General features: G+C 60.6%; 15 protein-coding genes. 6 read left to right on the top strand and 9 right to left on the bottom strand.

What is annotated here, in order from left to right; translation table 11 throughout:
* Positions 1-166: 166 nt before the first annotated feature.
* Complete coding sequence (locus GKC41_RS01655; protein ID WP_154312683.1) at positions 167-2260, top strand: M13 family metallopeptidase; 2094 nt, start codon at positions 167-169, stop codon at positions 2258-2260.
* Positions 2261-2379: 119 nt separating this feature from the next.
* Here the strand turns inward: GKC41_RS01655 and GKC41_RS01660 are convergent, their stop codons facing one another.
* Complete coding sequence (locus GKC41_RS01660) at positions 2380-2880, bottom strand: single-stranded DNA-binding protein (protein ID WP_154312685.1); 501 nt, start codon at positions 2878-2880, stop codon at positions 2380-2382.
* Between the two features lie 369 nt (positions 2881-3249).
* Between GKC41_RS01660 and GKC41_RS01665 the strand changes: the two genes are divergently transcribed.
* Positions 3250-4104: an exodeoxyribonuclease III gene (locus GKC41_RS01665; RefSeq protein WP_154312687.1), complete on the top strand. Its 855-nt coding sequence runs from the start codon at positions 3250-3252 to the stop codon at positions 4102-4104.
* Positions 4105-4238: 134 nt separating this feature from the next.
* Here the strand turns inward: GKC41_RS01665 and GKC41_RS01670 are convergent, their stop codons facing one another.
* On the bottom strand, positions 4239-6053 hold the full coding sequence (locus GKC41_RS01670; RefSeq protein WP_154312689.1) for a proline--tRNA ligase: 1815 nt from the start codon (positions 6051-6053) through the stop codon (positions 4239-4241).
* 314 nt (positions 6054-6367) lie between these two features.
* On the opposite strand from GKC41_RS01670, the gene GKC41_RS01675 reads away from it, so the two are divergent.
* From GKC41_RS01675 to GKC41_RS01690, 4 genes are all read left to right on the top strand, one after another.
* Entirely contained in the window at positions 6368-7153 is a 786-nt protein-coding gene (locus GKC41_RS01675) for an ABC transporter ATP-binding protein (RefSeq protein WP_154312691.1), read from the top strand.
* Positions 7141-8655: a hypothetical protein gene (locus tag GKC41_RS01680; RefSeq protein WP_229281555.1), complete on the top strand. Its 1515-nt coding sequence runs from the start codon at positions 7141-7143 to the stop codon at positions 8653-8655. Before GKC41_RS01675 ends, GKC41_RS01680 begins: the two co-directional genes overlap by 13 nt.
* 80 nt (positions 8656-8735) lie before the next feature.
* Positions 8736-9467 (top strand): hypothetical protein, encoded by a 732-nt coding sequence (locus GKC41_RS01685; RefSeq protein ID WP_154312695.1) that lies wholly within the window; start codon positions 8736-8738, stop codon positions 9465-9467.
* A gap of 220 nt (positions 9468-9687) precedes the next feature.
* Positions 9688-10158, top strand: a complete 471-nt coding sequence (locus GKC41_RS01690) for a GNAT family N-acetyltransferase (RefSeq protein WP_154312697.1) — start codon at positions 9688-9690, stop codon at positions 10156-10158.
* A 45-nt stretch (positions 10159-10203) separates the two neighbouring features.
* Here the strand turns inward: GKC41_RS01690 and GKC41_RS01695 are convergent, their stop codons facing one another.
* From GKC41_RS01695 to prfA, 7 genes are all read right to left on the bottom strand, one after another.
* Complete coding sequence (locus tag GKC41_RS01695) at positions 10204-11610, bottom strand: PIF1 family DEAD/DEAH box helicase (RefSeq protein ID WP_154312699.1); 1407 nt, start codon at positions 11608-11610, stop codon at positions 10204-10206.
* Between the two features lie 40 nt (positions 11611-11650).
* Positions 11651-12352 (bottom strand): oligoribonuclease, encoded by a 702-nt coding sequence (gene orn, locus GKC41_RS01700; RefSeq protein ID WP_154312701.1) that lies wholly within the window; start codon positions 12350-12352, stop codon positions 11651-11653.
* A gap of 194 nt (positions 12353-12546) precedes the next feature.
* The gene (guaB, locus tag GKC41_RS01705; RefSeq protein ID WP_029678705.1) at positions 12547-14094 is read right to left on the bottom strand and encodes an IMP dehydrogenase; all 1548 of its coding nucleotides are present in this window, start codon (positions 14092-14094) and stop codon (positions 12547-12549) included.
* Positions 14095-14160: 66 nt separating this feature from the next.
* Entirely contained in the window at positions 14161-15351 is a 1191-nt protein-coding gene (locus tag GKC41_RS01710; RefSeq protein ID WP_324612001.1) for an MraY family glycosyltransferase, read from the bottom strand.
* Complete coding sequence (locus GKC41_RS01715; protein WP_154312702.1) at positions 15348-16007, bottom strand: L-threonylcarbamoyladenylate synthase; 660 nt, start codon at positions 16005-16007, stop codon at positions 15348-15350. The genes GKC41_RS01710 and GKC41_RS01715 overlap by 4 nt, the downstream gene beginning before the upstream one ends.
* Before the next feature lie 76 nt (positions 16008-16083).
* Positions 16084-17016 carry a peptide chain release factor N(5)-glutamine methyltransferase gene (prmC, locus tag GKC41_RS01720; protein ID WP_154312703.1) on the bottom strand — a complete coding sequence of 311 codons (933 nt, stop codon included), beginning with the start codon at positions 17014-17016 and terminating at the stop codon, positions 16084-16086.
* A gap of 23 nt (positions 17017-17039) precedes the next feature.
* The gene (gene prfA, locus GKC41_RS01725; protein ID WP_101432704.1) at positions 17040-18128 is read right to left on the bottom strand and encodes a peptide chain release factor 1; all 1089 of its coding nucleotides are present in this window, start codon (positions 18126-18128) and stop codon (positions 17040-17042) included.
* Positions 18129-18134: the final 6 nt, after the last annotated feature.

Here is an 18134-nt window from a genome sequence, read left to right on the forward strand (position 1 = left end):
CTTTCGCTCACTCAGGGCAGCCGAGCCGCTGTCCTGTTACCGTCTTCCAAGTTTAAATCACCAAGGGGGCAATCGCTGCTTTTCCCTTCGGCGGATGGTTCGCCGGTCCGCTGATTTCCTGCAACCCAGGGCATGGCATGTCACCAAAGATGGCTAGGCTTGTGGCATGGCACAATCTACTGAATCCAAGACCTCCTCCGGACTTGATCCGGCCTCCTTCTCCTCGGTCATTCGGCCGCAGGACGACCTCTTCCGCTTCGTCAACGGCCCCTGGATCGACACCTACAGTCTGCCCGAGGACCGCTCCCGGTTCGGCTCCTTCGACAAGCTTGCCGAGGATGCCGAAGCACAGATCCATGAAATCCTCGAGGACCCGGAGTCCCCAGCTGTCAAGTCAGCCCTGCTCTATCGCAGTTTCCTGGACACCGATGCCATCGAAGCCGCAGGAATGGAACCCATCCGCTCCGACCTGCAGGCCATTGATGCCGTGCCCGACAAGAAGGCACTGACCAACCTGCTGGGCCGGCTCAATCCCACTGGTGGCCCCGATCTGTTCGGCATTGCCATCTACGGTGATCCGGGCAACGCCGGCGTCAACGTGGCGCATATGGAGCAGGCCGGACTCGGGCTTCCCGACGAGGCCTACTACCGGGAGAAGAGCTACGCACCCGTACGCCAGGCCTACACCGACATGGTGGCCTCCCTGCTCAGGCTCTCCGGCTACGCTGACGACCAGGAGGATGCCCACAGGCAGGCGGAGTCCTTCCTTGAGGTCGAGACTCGTATAGCTTCACGCCACTGGGACAACGTGTCCACCCGTGATGAGGATCGTACCTATAACCCCACCACCCTGGCCGACCTGGAATCAACGCTCGCCGATTTCGATCTGCACACCTGGATCGAGTCCTGGCAGAAGGCATATGCAGCCAGCCCTGTCGCCAATCTGCAACCGATCGATCTGAACACAGCCCTGTCAAGGACCATTGTGCACGAACCCTCCTTCCTGCAGGGATTGAACGAGCTCTGGAAGACCAGCGACCTTGAGGATCTCAAGCTCTGGGCCCGAGTGCACACCCTGATCGAGTGGGCAGGCCTGCTCAGCAGCGACTTCGATCAGGCCAGGTTCGACTTCTACGGCAAGGTCCTTTCAGGCACGACCAAGATGCGTGACCGCTGGAAGCGAGCCGTTTCCCTGGTCAACGGCATTTGCGGCGAGGAGGTTGGACGCGAATATGTGCGCCGGCACTTCCCTGCCTCCAGCAAGGCCCGCATGGAGGCCCTGGTTGGGGACTTGATCGATGCCTACCGGGTCTCCATCACCTCAAGCGACTGGCTGGGCGAACAGACCAAGGTCAAGGCTCTGGCCAAGCTTGACAAATTCTCACCCAAGATCGGCTACACCGAGCACTGGCGCGACTATACGGCCCTGGCTGTGGACGAAAAGCTGGGCCTGGTCGACAACGTGCGGCGGGCCAACCTCTATGAGTCCGGCTACCAGTTCGGCAAAGCCGGTCAGGCTGTGGACAAGGAAGAGTGGCTGATGAATCCTCAGACGGTCAACGCCTACTACGAGCCCACGCTGAACGTCATCGTCTTCCCAGCAGCCATTCTGCAACCGCCCTTCTTCGATCCAGAAGCCGACGATGCCGTCAACTACGGAGGCATCGGGTCGGTCATCGGCCACGAAATCGGCCACGGATTCGACGACCAGGGCTCCAAGTACGACGGTGACGGACGTCTGCAAGACTGGTGGACCCCGCAGGACCGTGAGAACTTCGAGCAGCGGACCAAGGCTCTCATCGAGCAGTACAACGGCTTCGTCCCCCAACAGCTTGCCGAGAAGTACGCCGACAAGCCCGAGCAGGCACCCCATGTCAATGGAGCGCTGACCATCGGCGAGAACATCGGGGACCTGGGAGGCGTCAACATCGCCATCAAGGCCTATGCCCTCTCCTTGCAGAAGAAGGAGGGCGGCACGGTCGGGACAGACGATGCGGCTATGGACCAGGCACTGGCCTCGGCTCCGGTCATGGACGGCTACACCGGCCTGCAACGGTTCTTCCTGTCCTATGCCTCCATCTGGAGGACCAAGAACAGGGATCAGCTGGCCGAACAGTATCTGCAGATCGACCCCCACTCCCCTGCTGAATTCCGCACCAACGGCATCGTCAGGAATGTGGATCGTTTCTATCAGGCCTTCGGGGTCACCGCCGACGACGGCATGTGGCTGGAACCCGACGCACGGGTCAAGATCTGGTAAACCTGTTCTGATTGAAATCGTTATTTGACGGCTTCGATTAGCCCGCTGATCAAGGCGGGAGGTCGACGGCAATCAGTCGGCCTCCCGCCTTCGTCTTGCTTGGCCGAAACAACCTTTGCTCATCCGGCATTGGGAGCCTTCACCGATGCCACCTCGGCTGCAGATGACGCAGAGGCAGTTTCGGACGGCGAAGATGACGGCGGCGTGGTCCACGGATCCGGACCGTCGGCCCCTTCATCAATAGGCGCATCACCAGATCTGATCCTGGTGAAGGTGTCCTGTCCACGTGCCAGGTCGTGACCGATGCCATCCGCCACCAAGACCAGACTGCTATGCGGCTGACCGTCACTGGTCCACTCCTCCGTTACCAAGGAGCCGGAAACCATTACCGGATCACCCTTGTGCAGACAGGCCAGGGCATTGACCGCCAGAGTCCTGAAGGCTTTGACCGTCAGCCAGGTGGTGGATTTCCGTTTCCACACCCCAGCTGCAGCATCGTAATAGGCCGGTGTAGAGCCCAATCTAAAGGAGCAGACAGGCGTGGACCCCGGCTGTCCCAAACGCGTTGGCTGGGTCCCCGTGAAGCCGAAGACGGTTGTTTTTATTTCGTTGATGGACATACCGGAACCTCTCTGTTGTTGTTATGAATCCGACGCTGTAAATCTGCCAGTTGATTCCTGATTCTGCAGCGGTGAGGCCATTCGACGGAGGATCCCCGACCGGAGCGCGGATAATCGGAGCGGGGGAAGGGACTGGCCCCAGCCAGGAACCCTCCGTCGAACGGTGAATCCATCCTGCCTCCGCCCACGTCTCCGCACCTGATTTGCAGACCATTGTGGTCGAACAGGCTCGGCTTGTTTCGCGAGGTGGACAACCCTGCCCATGGCTGGTTTGGCAATGTCCCTTTCAGCACCCAGGACAATCGAGCATTGGCCTGGGCTAAACTGTGAGAGCAGATACATCGGCACGGTTTGGAAGGACCCGCAGTCATGGTTCACACGCTGGTCAGTTGGAATATCGATTCGCTCAACGCCGCCCTGCTGGGCAAAAGCAGCCGCAGCGCCCTCTCCTTGAAGGTGGTGGAGTCCATACGGGATTTGGACCCCGATGTCGTAGCCATCCAGGAGACCAAACTCAACGGTGACCAGAAGAAATCCGCGGGCATCCTTAAGGCGCTCATGCGCTACTTCCCCGATTATCAGGAGGTGGACCGCCGCTCCGAGGCCCCGGCCCGCACAGGCTATGCAGGCACGCTCATGCTCTACCGCAAGAGCCTGCCGGAACCTACAGTGACCCGTCCCCGCATCGGCGCTCCGGACACCATGGACGACGAGGGCCGCATGCTCACTCTGGAGTTCCCGGACTGCTTCGTCACCACGGTCTACACCCCCAATTCCGGATCGGGACTGGTCCGGCTCAAGCCGCGCGGCGTCTGGGACGATTGCTACCGTCAGTACCTGCAGGAACTGGATGCCCGCAAGCCGGTCCTGGCCTGTGGCGACTTCAACGTGGCCCATGAGGAGATCGACATCGCCAACCCGGCATCCAACCACCATTCCGCCGGCTTCACTGATCAGGAGCGCGAGAAGTTCGGCCTTCTGCTGGATGCAGGCTTCACCGACACCTTCCGAAAGATCCATGGCGATGCCGCCGGCTTCTACGATGACCACCGCAGCATCTACACTTGGTTCGCCCAGCGGGCTCCAAAAAGCAAGATCAACAACTCCGGTTGGCGCATCGACTACTGGCTGACCTCCAACAGAATCGCTGACCAGGTCAGCACCAGCGAACCCGTGGACACAGGCGAGCGCCAGGACCACCTGCCCATCCTGCTGCGCATCTGACCGGATAGGTTCCCGAACCAAAACCGATGCAACCAAAAGGGTGGGGCCTTGGTCGCATAGATCATGACGCGGCCAAGGCCCCACCCCTCTATATTTATATTGGTTGCGGCAGGCAACTATAAGTGCGGCATATCCTACTGCAGAGCTGCAATCCGATCCACGATTACCTGAGCGGCCTGATCGGCAGGAACTGCTTGCACCTCCGAGCCGTCGCGGTTGCGAATCTCGATGGTGCCGTTGGCAATGGTGTCGCGACCGGCGATGGCGACCAGGGGGACCCCGATCAGCTCGGCATCCTTGAACTTGACCCCTGGAGACACCTTGGGCCGGTCGTCGTAGAGGACCTCCACGCCACGGTCCTCCAGGTCGGCAACCAGCTTCTCGGCGGCATCGAAAGCCTCCTGCTTCTTGCCAGTGGCCACCACATGAACCACAGCAGGGGCGACAGCCTTGGGCCAGGCCAGACCCTTGTCATCATGATGCATCTCGGCGATGCAGGCCAGCACGCGAGAGATGCCGATGCCATAGCAACCCATCCAGACCGGCACCGCCTTGCCATTGCGGTCCAGAACCTTCAGACCCAGTGCGTCAGAGTATTTCAGTCCGAGCTGGAAGACCTGGCCGATCTCCACGCCACGCTCGAAGCTGAGCGGCCCTGATCCGTCAGGGCTCATGTCACCGTGACGGACCTCAGCGGCCTCCACCACTCCGTCGGCCTGGAAGTCACGACCGTAGACCGCATTGGCCAGGTGCACGCCTTCGGCATCAGCACCGGTCACCCAGGCTGAGCCAGACGCCACATGGGCATCGAGGAAGTAGCGGATATGGGCGGCAGACTCGCTGTCCGAGCGCTGAGGACCCAGAACACGGGGACCGATATATCCCTTGACCAGCTCGGGGTGTGCAGCCAGGTCAGCCTCATTGGCCTCCTCGATTTCGGCCGGGGCGAACTGGGCCTCCAGCCGCTTCATGTCCACCTGACGGTCGCCCGGAAGGCCGACGGCCACCAGCTCCCGCCAGCCTTCGGGATGGTCATCATCCGCAGGGTGTTTGACGGCCACAATCAGGTTCTTCAAAGTATCGGCAGCGGTCCAGTCACGACCGTCCTCACGAGGATGCAGCTGGTTGAACCGCTCTACCAGGGTGTCGATGGTGGTCGAGTCGGGGGTATCCAGCTCCTGCATGGCCGGGGTCTCGGCATAGTCGACGGGCTCAGGACGCGGGGTGGTCAGCGCCTCCACGTTCCACGCCTTCCCCGAGGGAGCCAGTGCAAAAGTGTCTTCGCCTATGGGCAGCGGAGCCAGGAATTCCTCGGACTCGGATCCCCCCATGGGCCCGGAGACCGCATGAACGATTACGTAATTGACACCCAGTCGCTTGAAGATCCGCTCATAGGCGCCGCGCTCATCCTGGTAGGCCTTCTTCAGCCCCTCCTCATCCACGGTGAATGAGTAAGCATCCTTCATAATGAATTCGCGACCCCTGATCAGCCCGGCGCGGGGACGGAACTCGTCGCGGTACTTGGTCTGGATCTGATAGAGAACCACCGGCAGGTCCTTGTATGAGGAGTACATGTCCTTGACCAAAAGGGTGAACATCTCCTCATGAGTGGGAGCCAGCAGGTAATCAGCGCCGTGCCTGTCCTGGAGGCGGAAGAGATTCTCGCCGTACTCCTCCCATCGGTGGGTGGCCTCGTAGGGCTCGCGAGGCAGCAGGGCCGGGAAGTGGACCTCCTGGGCGCCAATGCCGTTAATCTCCTCACGGACCACGGCCTGGACCTTGTCAAGGACTTTCAGACCCAGTGGCAGCCAGGTAAAGATGCCCGGGGCCACCTTGCGGACGTATCCGGCACGCTGAAGGAGTTTGGCCGAGTCCACATCGGCGTCGGCCGGATCCTCCCTGAGGGTCCGCAGAAAGAGGGTTGACATGCGCATGGCTTTGGTTCTCATACCTCCCAAAGATATGCGCGCAAAGGGACAAGCAGCCATAAAAGATGACCTGTGACAATTTGCTGCAGGAGAGCCTGAAATCTGGAAATTATTGATCGCGTCCATCATACATAGTTCTGGCGGCCACGCCTCGGATCATCTCTTGAGATCAATCGAGACGCTGCGGAACACAGAGACTGCAACTTCTTAGAACAATGCCGAATACCGTTCATGCGCTTTGTCAAGCACACCGATTTGACTCGAGCAGTTGTGTAATGTACAATTAAATGAATTTTGAAGTAAAACTAGTTCAATCTTTTTATTAGTTTGGTTCAATGGTGACTTATAAAGTAGACGTTTCTCTCTCGCACGTGTCTTTCTCCTACGGCCGTAAACAGGCGCTGTCAGATGTGTCCTTGAACTTCGGCAATGGCGTATTCGGGCTCTTGGGACCCAATGGTGCCGGCAAGACGACGCTGATGAATATTGTGACCACCTTGTCGCGTCCTTCGTCGGGCAGTGTCAGGATAGCCGGCGCGAATGTGCTGACCAACTCCGGACGACATCGGGCCAGGAGTCGGATCGGATATTTGCCGCAATCGTTCGAGCTGATGAATGCTTCCAGCCTGATGCGCAACGTGCGGTACGCCGCCTGGGCGCGCGGTCTGTCCTGGAATGCTTCCTGTGATGCAGCGGTGTGGGCATTGGAACAGGTGGGCTTGTCCGAGGAATCCCGGCATCAGGTGCGCAGCCTGTCCGGTGGCATGCGTCAACGTGCGGGCATCGCGTGTGCAATTGTCGCCCGTCCCGACGTGCTTGTCTTGGATGAGCCGACCGTTGGCCTCGATCCAGTGCAGCGCATTGAGGTGCGTAAATTCCTCGATGCCTATGCCGACAGCCACACAGTGCTGGTGAGCACACATTTGGTCGAGGACCTGGCCGCAATTGCCGACCGTGTACTGGTGCTCGATCACGGGCATCTGCTCCTGAACGGGGGCATGGATGATCTCGCCGCCTTGGCCGCTCCTGAGGACTCTATGGCATCTCCTTGGGAATCCGGTTATCGACGACTGCTGACAGGGACCGAGCCTCTGCCATCCGACCAGGAATGGATTTCATGATGGCCCGGTTGCTTAATCCCTTGTCACCGGTGAGCTCGCTGGTGTTCTTTCTTGCAATGATGTCGTATCCGGCCGTAAGCTCGGTGAGCAACTACGGAATTGGCCGATCAGACGTGTCTTTGTTCGCGTTGACAAATGCCCAATTACAGCTTGATCTGACCTTCATGCATCTGGTAACTGATGTAATCGCCTGCATGTTCGGGGCATGGGGCGCCTGGAAGGCATGCTCCCCTCGATCTATGGTGGCGCCACCCTGGATTGGAGGCTCGGCTGTCCGAAGATACGGCGTTCCTGTCCTCAAGGGTGCTACATTGTGTGCCCTGGCCTATGCGGCAGGATGTCTTCCTGCCATCGTCCAGACACTGCGGTTCACTGGCGGGTCGGTTCCCGTGGGAGCCTTGCTCATGGGAATGGCAGTGCCGGCAGCTATGTTCGCCCTAGGTTACTCATTCGGCACCATCATGGGTAGCCGCTGGTCCCTGGCTCCGGCCACGCTCCTGCCTGCCGCTCTGTGTTGGGTCAGCGTGATGCTGCTGATGCCACGCACCCCCAGGGGAGATGTGTTTCCCCAATCTTGGGGGTCGCCGCTTGCGGTGGCGATGCCCGTGATGAACACGGGCATCGGTGCCGAGCCGGGACTCAGTATTAACCCTTCAGCGGTGACAGCACGCTGGGTCTTGGTCGTAGTAGTGCTGGCCGCGTCCACAGCGGCATGCATTCTGACCGCGCACCGGTGGCGGCCCGGCCTGTCATGGATAGTCGCCCCCTTGGCGGTGCTTCTGCTTGTTCCGACTGCTGCCGGGGGCCTGGTCGCCATGTCCGGTCCGGCAGAATGGCGCCGGTCCGCTCCGTTCACCCCCGTCTGCAAAAGCATAGACGGCGTGCCGCTATCAGTGTGTGCCCACCCGGATGATGATGCCCACCTGAGACGCTATATGCGATATATGCGGTCGGCCGCCTCATGGTTCCCCAAGGACAGTGTGGAGGACAGCTCGGGCCTTGTGCTTTTGCTGGGCAACGCCTTTACGCCCACAACCCATGGCCAGGCATGGAATCTCACCGGGCAAGGCATGACCGAACTGCAACACTTGGGCGGCAAAAAGATACAGGTAATGACCGACACAGTCACCGAACGCACTGGACGATACAGCGGCCTAGAAAACGTTACAGAGGCCATCGTGAAGGAATTCGTCCATGCCGACTGCGCGGCTACGGCACTTGAAAACGTTTATAAACAAGGGACGTTGGATGACGGTGCCAGCGTGTCCGCCTTCGTGCTGGAGCAGTTGCCCGTGCGCATGAGCGAGACCGCCTACGAGTCGATGGGTGGCAGAGGAAGCGGGGCATCCGGGATGGGAAGCGCCCGAGGCCCTGCCGCCGATCTGCTCAACGATGCCACTAATGAAGAGTTCCATGCCTATGTGCGTCGCAACCTCTCTGAGATCGAACGCTGCGCCGTCACGCCGTCCAATGTCATCAATGATCTGGGGAAGAACCACTGATGGGCGGCCGGCATCGACGTGGTACCTTGAAAGGCGGAATCCCGGTCGGATGGCTGGCTGGGCGACGCCCATGGGCGGCTTTGGCATTTGTCGTGCTGGCTGTGACCGTGCCCTTCCTGCTTGCCACCGCCTCCGCTTCCGCTACCGGCGGGGAGATCTATGCCCGGCCAGCCTATTATGGGTACGTCTGCGTTCCTGACCCACATGCAGCGGTATTCAACGGCGCCGTACATACCCAATGCCCACAAGGCAAAAGCGCCGTGCCCAGTATGGTGCCCATGGCCGAGCTGGCCTACGCGGCGTTCAGCGCATGCGCCTTGGTCATGCTTGCCCCGCTTATGCCCACCTGGGAGCGCCTGAACCTGGCACGCGTCCGTTGGCGAGCCCTGGCTGCCGGGACAGGCGTGCTGATGCTGCCGTTTCTTTTCAGCCTCCTCCTTACCATACCTAGCTCCCACGGCGACCCGACCAACGCGCAGTCGCTACTTAGGCTGGCTTCCTGCAACGGCCTGGTCGACGCATCATTGGTCATGCTCGGCATCGCATTACTGGGCCGTTTCTACGGGCTTGGGCTGGGCGTAGGGCTGGCAGTGATCAATATCGCCAGCCAAGGTATGCAGGTAGGCATGGGGCTGACGCTTCGTCTATACCCCGAGGACATCAAACCGCCAGTTCCTGGACAGGGGATCTGGCCGGCGATTGCCACAGTCTTGACGGTCTTCGCCGTCATACTCTGGACGGTCACCGGAGGCCGGGGGAATGATCATGGACAAGAAATAAAAGCCAGCACAGCTGCTTGTGAGAGGTGTTAGACCCTGCCGGCCTTAGCAGCGCAGGAGTTTGTCCGAGTCCACCTGGCCGTCAACCGAACCCAAACCAAACGGCGCATACCGGAAAAGGTCTGTAAATCCTCAACCTAACATCCTGACATCCGGCATCTCTCCAGTATTACCCTCTCCTATAAAGAGGGCCAAGATATGATGGTTGTATATCAAACAGGTTTTCTGATTTACAAGGACAAGGCGGGCACCTATGTCATCAGAGCCGGGTGTTACCATCCAGACCTTCACCGACCTCGATGCAGAGCACATGACGCTTCTCCTGGAGGCAGATCCTTCGGAACGGATAATCCATGACGTTTTCACCAATTCCCGCGCCTATGAAATCCGAGTGGAACAAGCCCTGGCCGGTGTCATGCTGCTTGTCAGACGAAACACGGATACCCTGGAAATCGCCGATATCAGCGTAGACCGTGCTTTTCGCAGACAGGGACTTGGAAGCAGATTAATAGAGCGAGCCAAGATGGAAACTGTCGGGCTGGGTCTGAGAAGATTGGAAGTGGGCACCGGATCCACCAGTTTTGGCGCCCTTTGCTTCTACCAGACATGCGGATTTCGCATGGACCGCATTGTGCGGGATTATTTTGTAGACCGCTACCAGAAGCCCATTGTCGAGAACGGAATCACCCTTAAAGACATGGTCCGCCTGTCATGGTGTCTCTAGCGACCCGAACGACCGCACCGGCCCAAGACAGGTAAGGCCGACCCTTCAGAAAAGCCCGTCCTGGCTGAATTCGTCTTCCGGTTCCTGACCAACGGCGCGCTTGGTGAAGGACTCAGGACCTTCATCCTGCAGACGGGCACAGGCCGCCTTGGACTCAGCCCTCAAACCAGCATCCAGAACGATAGCATCGGGAGAGACCAGGAAGGCGTGCTCATTGATGCCTGTCAAGTAGAGCCCATCCAGACTTTCCACACGGGAGAGGGCCACGTATCCCATCCCTGGCGCAAAGGTCCGTCTCAGGTCCATGACCGCCCTGTCCAAGGTCATCCCCTGGGACTTGTGGATGGTGATCCCCCAGGCACAGCGAAGAGGCACCTGGTTGACGGCGGCCAAGACCGTGTCCCCGTCCATGGTCTCCCAGGCGGCCGGCTTCATGGTGACCACGTTGCCGTTCTGGAAGGAGACGATCGGCCATCCCCCCTTGGCCGAGCTGGTGAATCCGCTGACTGTACCTATAGAGCCGTTGACATATTGATGATCCTGGTCATTGCGCAGGGCCATGACTGCGGCTCCGGTCTTCAGGGCCAGATCCTCGGGGGCCAGCATGTTCTTCTTCAGACGCTCCACAAGTCTGGCCTCGCCCCGGGATGTGGCCTGGTAATGGTGAGCCTCTTCGTCAATGGAGGCCAGGCGTTTGTCGTTGAGCGTGTCGGCCTGCTTGTTGACCGGGAAGAGGTGGACCGCCACCTGGCCAGGAGCGGGCACTGCGCCAACACGGGCGGCCAGGACATCATGGTCCTCCTGGGTGACGCCGCCCTCCCTGATATCGGTCAGGACCGTCAACAACTGCCCATCGTCCTGGCGGTGCTGTTCGGTCAGGTAACAGATGACCGGGTCCAGGTCCTGCCAGACCAGTGATTCGGTTACAAACCCGTCCGGATCCTTACCGGCCTGGGCATAGCGTTCCCGGGCAGCCTGGAATTCAGGGCTGGGTAGTATTCCTGCAGCCCGGTTGGACCGAGTCACCGGTGGCAGCTGGAAGAAGTCCCCGGAAAGGACCACCTGGATTCCTCCGAAGGGTTCGGGGCTATGACGGACGGCCCGGCATGCCTGGTCCACCATGTCGAAGAGCCAGGCATGCATCATGGAGACCTCGTCGATGACCAGGATGTCGGTGCCCTCAATCTGCCTGCGACGGCGGGTCTTGATCCGCTTCAAGAGCGATTCGGTCATGCAGGTGGCGATGCCTACTCCGCTCCAGGAGTGGATGGTCTGGCCGTTGATGTGCGTGGCGGCGATGCCAGTCGAGGCTGTCACTGCGACAACCGCCCCGGCCTGACGAGCCTGAGCGACGAACTCATTGAGCACAAAGGTCTTGCCTGACCCGGGGGCGCCTGTGATGAAGGCATTGGCCCCAGCACTCAATATGGTCAAGGCTTCGGATTGCTGCATGCCTCCATGGTGCCACGTCAGAGGTACATGGCCACGCCTGTCAGTAGTCGGTCTTCTCGGGCTTGTTGGCATCCTCGACAGGGTTGCCGGACTCTTCGTAATGGCGCAGCAGGCTGGTCTGCTCGATCAGTTCCGCACCGGCCTTGGACTGGGCCTGGTCGGGTCCGGGAGCCGGAAGGAAGAACATGGAGCGGTAGTAGCGCAGCTCGTCCATGGACTCGATGATGTCGGCCAGGGCCCTGTGGCCGCCGTGCTTGGCCGGCTTGTTCTTGTAGACGTCCGGGTACCAGCGGCGGGACAGCTCCTTGAGGGTGCTCACGTCGATGACCCGGTAATGCAGAAGAGCCATCAGGTCGGGCATGTACCTATCGAGGAACTTCTTGTCTGAACCTACCGAGTTGCCTGCTAGATGGGCCTTGCCGTTCTTGGGCAGGAAGGGCTTGACGTACTCGATTACCTGGCGCTGGGCCTCCTCCAGGTCCAGGCCGGTTTTCATCTCTTCGATCAGGCCGGAGGAGGTGTGCATCTTCCTGACGAAGTCCCCCATATGATCCAGGGCCGCCTGGGAGGGCTTGATGACCAGATCGATGCCCTTGTCCAGGACCTTCATGTTGAAGTCGGTGGGTACCACAGAGACCTCACACAGCTCGTCATGGAAGATATCCAGACCGGTCATCTCGCAGTCTATCCAAATCATGCGGGATTCCTCCGCCGAGAAAGTCAGATCATTCTTATCGCTCATCTGTACGCCTTTCAGATCCGGGTTGCCTCCCGGATCGCTCCTTCCGCCGCCTTGGACGGAACATTACAAGATACCGCCAGCACGTGACCGGCGGAGGGTTCGCCAGCCCGGCCGACCGGGCCATGACCGATTTGAGATATGCAATCGGCGCAGGTCCTGATGAGATCCTGCGCCGATCACCTGCCTATGTGGGCTCAGTTGTGGAAGCCTGAGTAGTTGGGGGCCTCCTTGGTCATGACGATGTCATGGGGATGCGATTCACGCAGGCCGGCATCGGTGATCCGAATGAACCGGCCCTTGCGCTGCAACTCGGGGATGGTGCGCGCACCGGTGTAGAACATGGTCTGATGCAGGCCGCCGACCAGCTCGTAGAGCACGTAGTTGAGCGGACCGCGGTATGGCACCTCGCCCTCGACCCCCTCGGGCACCACCTTGTCGGAACTGGTGACGTCGGCCTGGAAGTAGCGGTCCTTGGAGTAGCTCTTCTTGCCGCGCGGGGCCATGGCGCCCAGCGAGCCCATGCCCCGATAGACCTTGTACTGCTTGCCGTGCAGGAGGACCTTCTCGCCAGGAGCCTCCTCAGTACCTGCCAGCAGACCGCCCAGCATGACCGAATCAGCTCCTGCCACGATGGCCTTGGCGATGTCGCCCGAGTAATGGATTCCACCGTCGGCCACCAGAGGGATTCCGGCAGGACGGCAGGCCAGCGCGGCGTCATAGACCGCGGTCAGCTGGGGCACACCCACGCCAGCCACCACACGAGTGGTGCAGATGGAGCCAGGGCCCACACCGACCTTGACCGCGTCAACACCGGCATCGATCAGCGCCTGGGCGCCCTCGCGGGTAGCCACGTTGCCGCCGATCACATCCACATGGTCGAAAGCATGATCAGCCTTGATCCGACGGATCATGTCCAGCATGAGCTTGGCGTGACCATGGGCGGTGTCCACGACCAGAATGTCGACCCCGGCATCGGCCAGGGCGGTGATGCGCTGCCAGGCATCACCGAAGAAACCGACTGCAGCAGCCACACGCAGACGGCCGCGCTCATCCTTGGTGGCCTCGGGGTACTGCTCGGTCTTGACGAAATCCTTGACGGTGATCAGCCCGGTCAGCTTGCCCTCGTCATCGACCAGGGGAAGCTTCTCCACCTTGTACTTGGCCAGAAGCTGGTGGGCGTCCTCCTTGGTGATGTTGGACGGACCAGTGATCAGGTGGTCCTTGGTCATGATGTCGCTGACCTTGAGCCGATCGAAGTCGGCTGGGTTGACGAAGCGCATGTCACGGTTGGTGATGATGCCCACCAGCCGTTGCCGACGGTCCACCACGGGCAGACCGGAAACCTTATAGGTGGAGCAGAGCTTGTCCAGGTCGGTCAGCGTGGCATCCGGAGTGACGGTCAGGGGGTCGGAGATCATACCGGACTCGGACCGCTTGACGATATCGACCTGATTGGCCTGATCTTCGATGCTGAGATTGCGGTGGAGGACGCCGATGCCGCCGTTGCGGGCCATGGCCACAGCCATGGTGGCCTCGGTGACGGTGTCCATGGCGGCCGACAATACAGGGGACTTCATGGTGATGTTCCGAGTCAGCCGGGTGGTGGTGTCTACTTCGGAGGGGATGACATCGGATTCATTGGGCAGCAGGAGGACGTCGTCATAGGCCAGACCGATTTTCTGGAAGGCGTCGGGGAGTTGAGTGTAGGAGGAAGGTTCGCTTTGTGGGTTTTCCATAGCCATAGCACCATGCTACAAGTGCTTCTTGACCGTTAACGGTACCGTGTCCGTACCATTTCATCTGGTGAATCAGTCGACCCCATCTTTATCATGGCGGCCCTTGCGATGCCAGGGCGGTCTGGCCGCATGCTGTGAGCCTTGTGCGGCGAGAAGGGCGTTCTCGCGCCTGATTTCGGGAAGTCGACGACGGTAGTAAGGGTAGAGGGTGGCGAAGGTCAGCAGTATGGCGGCCAAGGCCAGACCAATCAGGACATATCGCAGGCGGAAGAAAAGGATAAAGAGCGAACCGAAGGCGATCAAGGCGGCCCAGCCCCAGAGAATAAGGACAGCGGAACGAACCGTGTGGCCGATGCGCAGCATACGGTGGTGCAGGTGCATGCGGTCGGGGTGCATGGGGGATTGCCCGTGGCTGAGCCTTCGGACGATGGCCAGGCACATGTCCAGAACAGGCAGGAAAAGCACCAGGATGGGCAGAAGAATGGGCATGAAGGCCGGCAGATAGATACTGGCATGAATGGTGGCCGGATCCAAGCGGCCGGTGACCACAATGGATGCGCAAGTAATCAGGTATCCCAGCAGCATGGACCCTGAGTCGCCCATGAAGAGCTTGGCCGGATGCCAGTTGTGCAGGAGGAATCCCACGCAAATGCCCACCATGGCCACGTCGATCAGGGTGGCCAGTGAGGCGTAGTCGGGTGAGATGCGGGCAATGATATAGGAATAGATGGCGAAGGCGATGCCCCCGATGGCCACGATCCCTGCAGCCAGGCCGTCCAGTCCGTCCACAAAGTTGACCGCATTGATGGAGGCCACGATCAAAAACGCTGTGATGGCCATGGACAGGCTGGGCGAGGCCGCCACCAAGGATCCCAGTGGGAGGGAGATGATCTGGATACCACCCCAGGAGACGAAGACCGAAATCAACAGCTGGCCGGCCAGTTTGAGCATCCAATCCAGGTCCCAAAGGTCGTCCGCTATGCCCAGCAGACAGATGGCGACTGCCCCGGCCAGGATGACCCAGGCCTGATGGCCGGACTGGAAGAGGCCTGTAATAAAAGGAATGCGGGAGGCGAAGCACATGGCCACGGCAAAGCCGATCAGCATGCCCAGGCCGCCCATCCGAGGGGTGGGCACCTTATGCACGTCGCGAGCGCGGACCACACCTACGGCACCAACCCGGATGGCGAGATGTCGGACCATGGGCATGACCAGCCAGGTGGCCCCGCCAGCGATGGCAGCGATGAACAGGTATACCCTCACTGACCCTCCCCTCCGCTGGAGCGGCCCGACAGCAGGGCACGGACCCGGGCCTCGCCGATTACACCCTGTCGCAGCACGTGTATCCCATCAGGATCGGTCCTGTCGGCTGCCACCACCGTGCTGGCTACTGAACCAGGAGTCGGTCCCCCGTCCAGGTAAAGGTCGACGCTATCACCTAGCTCGGCTCTGGCCTGCTGGACGGTCTCCACGCTGGGATTACCCGATCGGTTGGCACTGGAAGCGGCCAAAGGCCCGGTCACCTGCAGGAGTGCACGACAGATGGGCGAGTCAGGCACTCTGACGGCCTGGGTAGGACCATCGGGCTCCAGCCGAGGGGTACGCAGAGGACAGGACTGCCCTACAAGGGCAATAGGTGAAAAAGGCCCCGGCAACAGGGCGTCGGCCAGGCGATCAAGAGGAGCAGGCAGGCTAAGATACAGCCGCTTCATGGCCTCGGCCCCATCCAGCAGCACCTGGATGGACTTGGTCCTGGGACGGTGCTTGGCCTGGAAGAGCCTATCGATGGCCTCGTCGTTGCATGGATCACAGACGATGCCATAGACCGTGTCGGTAGGAATGACCGCCAGCCCACCGGCGGCCACCACCTGGGCCAGCAACTGCGGCGACCGACTGTCATAGGTCATCACCTGGCTCATACCCTGCATCACGACCTTTCGGCTCAAAATGTTCATGTGACCAGCTACTAATCTATCCCAGGACCATGGCAGGCCGCTAGGACGCGAAGACTGGCCGCCGGGCTGTCAGGTAACGGTCTCGACCAGTCAGGTCCTGATGGGTGCGTGCCTCAAGGTACCCCCGGGCCTGTGCAGCAGCGACCATGGCCGGCCCCTGGGAGGCATCATGTTCCATGACCAGCAGACCGCCGGGAGCCAGCAGCACCATGGCCCTGTCCAGAATGCGGCAGGGCAAGAGACACCCGTCAGGCGAACCGCCATAGAGGGCCAGGTCCGGATCCCAGTCACGCACCTCAGGCTGGCTGGGAATCGCATCCATGGGGACGTAGGGAGGGTTGCTGATGACCAGATCCACCCGGCCATCCAGATCAGACAGGGTGGCGGCATTTGCGGCATCGGCCAGCATCAGCCGATAATCGGATCCAACCTCCCGGATGGCGGCCTCCTGAGCGGCGGCGTTCAACGCGCCCCACCGATATGCCTCCTTGTCGACCTCCACGGCCCGGACCCGCGCTCCTGGAACCTCTGTGGCCAGGGACAGGCCGATGGCCCCACTGCCCGAGCACAGATCCACTGCCAGTGGATGATCCACCCTGGTCAAGGCATCCACTCCCGCCTGGACCACCGTTTCGGTCTCAGGACGGGGAATAAAGACCCCCTGTCCCAGGCGGAGATCCAAATAACGGAAGTAGGCATGGCCAAGAATGTACTGCAGGGGTTCGCGTCCGGCCCGCCGTTGCAGATGGGACCGATAACGGTCCAGGGCCGCCGACTGAAAACCATCAGCCTGTCTGCGACCAGCTTCATTCGTCAGCAGTTCCTCAGCTGTCCGGTCCAAGAGCAGGGCCTGATCCAGCTGATGAAGATCGCATCCAAGGGCATCGGCCAGCAGCAGCCTGGCATCATTGAGCGGCGTAGGCACACCGGCCTGGGCCAGCAGGCGATGGCCCCTATCGACCAGCTCAGCCATACTGGTCCCATGCTCCTGCTGATTCACCCCTGTGATGCCATTCTGCGGGCCTCATCGGCCTGAATATCGGAGTCGATAACGGCCTGCAGGTCGCCGTCCAGCACCTGTTCCAGGTTGTAGGCCTTGTAGCCGGTTCGGTGGTCCACGATCCGGCTCTCCGGGAAGTTGTAGGTCCTGATACGCTCGGACCGATCCAGGGAACGGACCTGGGAATGGCGCATGTCGGCGGCCTGGGCGGCCTCCTCCTCGTGCTTCATGGCCAGCAGACGGGACTTGAGCACCCGCAGGGCAGCCTGGCGATTCTGTATCTGGGATTTCTCATCCTGCATGGAGACCACGATGCCGGTGGGAATGTGGGTCATGCGCACAGCCGAGTAGGTGGTATTGACGGACTGTCCTCCCGGGCCGGAACTCATGAAGATGTCAACCTTGAGGTCCTTGGGGTCGATCTCGATCTCGTCGTCGTCCTCGTCGGCCTCAGGAAAGACGATGACTCCGGCGGCTGAAGTCTGAATGCGGCCCTGGGACTCGGTGACGGGAATACGCTGGACCCGATGGACGCCGCCCTCGTACTTGAGTGAAGCCCAGACGCCGTCGGCAGGAGCCACCTGGCCGCGAGCGCGAATGGCCAGCTGGGCATCCTTGACCCCGCCCAGCTGAGTACGGTTCTCACTCATGATTTCGGTGGTCCAGCCACGCTTTTCGGCATACCGCACGTACATGCGCATCAGATCGCCGGCGAAGAGGGCCGCCTCCTCGCCGCCGCTGCCGGCCTTGATTTCCATGATCGTGTCGCGGCCGTCATCGGGGTCGCGCGGAATAAGAGCGGTGCGCAGGGTCTGCTCCAGGTCCGGTATCCGGTCAGCCATGGCCTTGGCCTCTTGCGCGAAGTCAGGATCCTCCCGTGCCATCTGCTCGGCCGCCTGGCTGTCTTCCAAGGCGCTCTGGTAGGCCTTATAGGCTTCAACAATGGGAGCGAGCTCAGCATGTCTGCGACCCAACTTGCGGATCTGCGCCGGATCTGAAGCCGTTTCGGGTTGACTCATCTGCTTTTCCAGGCGACCGTACTCCTCGACGGCAGCCACCGCCGCCGGAAACTGCTCCTCGCTCATCTGCAC

The organism is Bifidobacterium asteroides (genome assembly GCF_009683175.1).
Lineage (GTDB): Bacteria > Actinomycetota > Actinomycetes > Actinomycetales > Bifidobacteriaceae > Bombiscardovia > Bombiscardovia asteroides_H.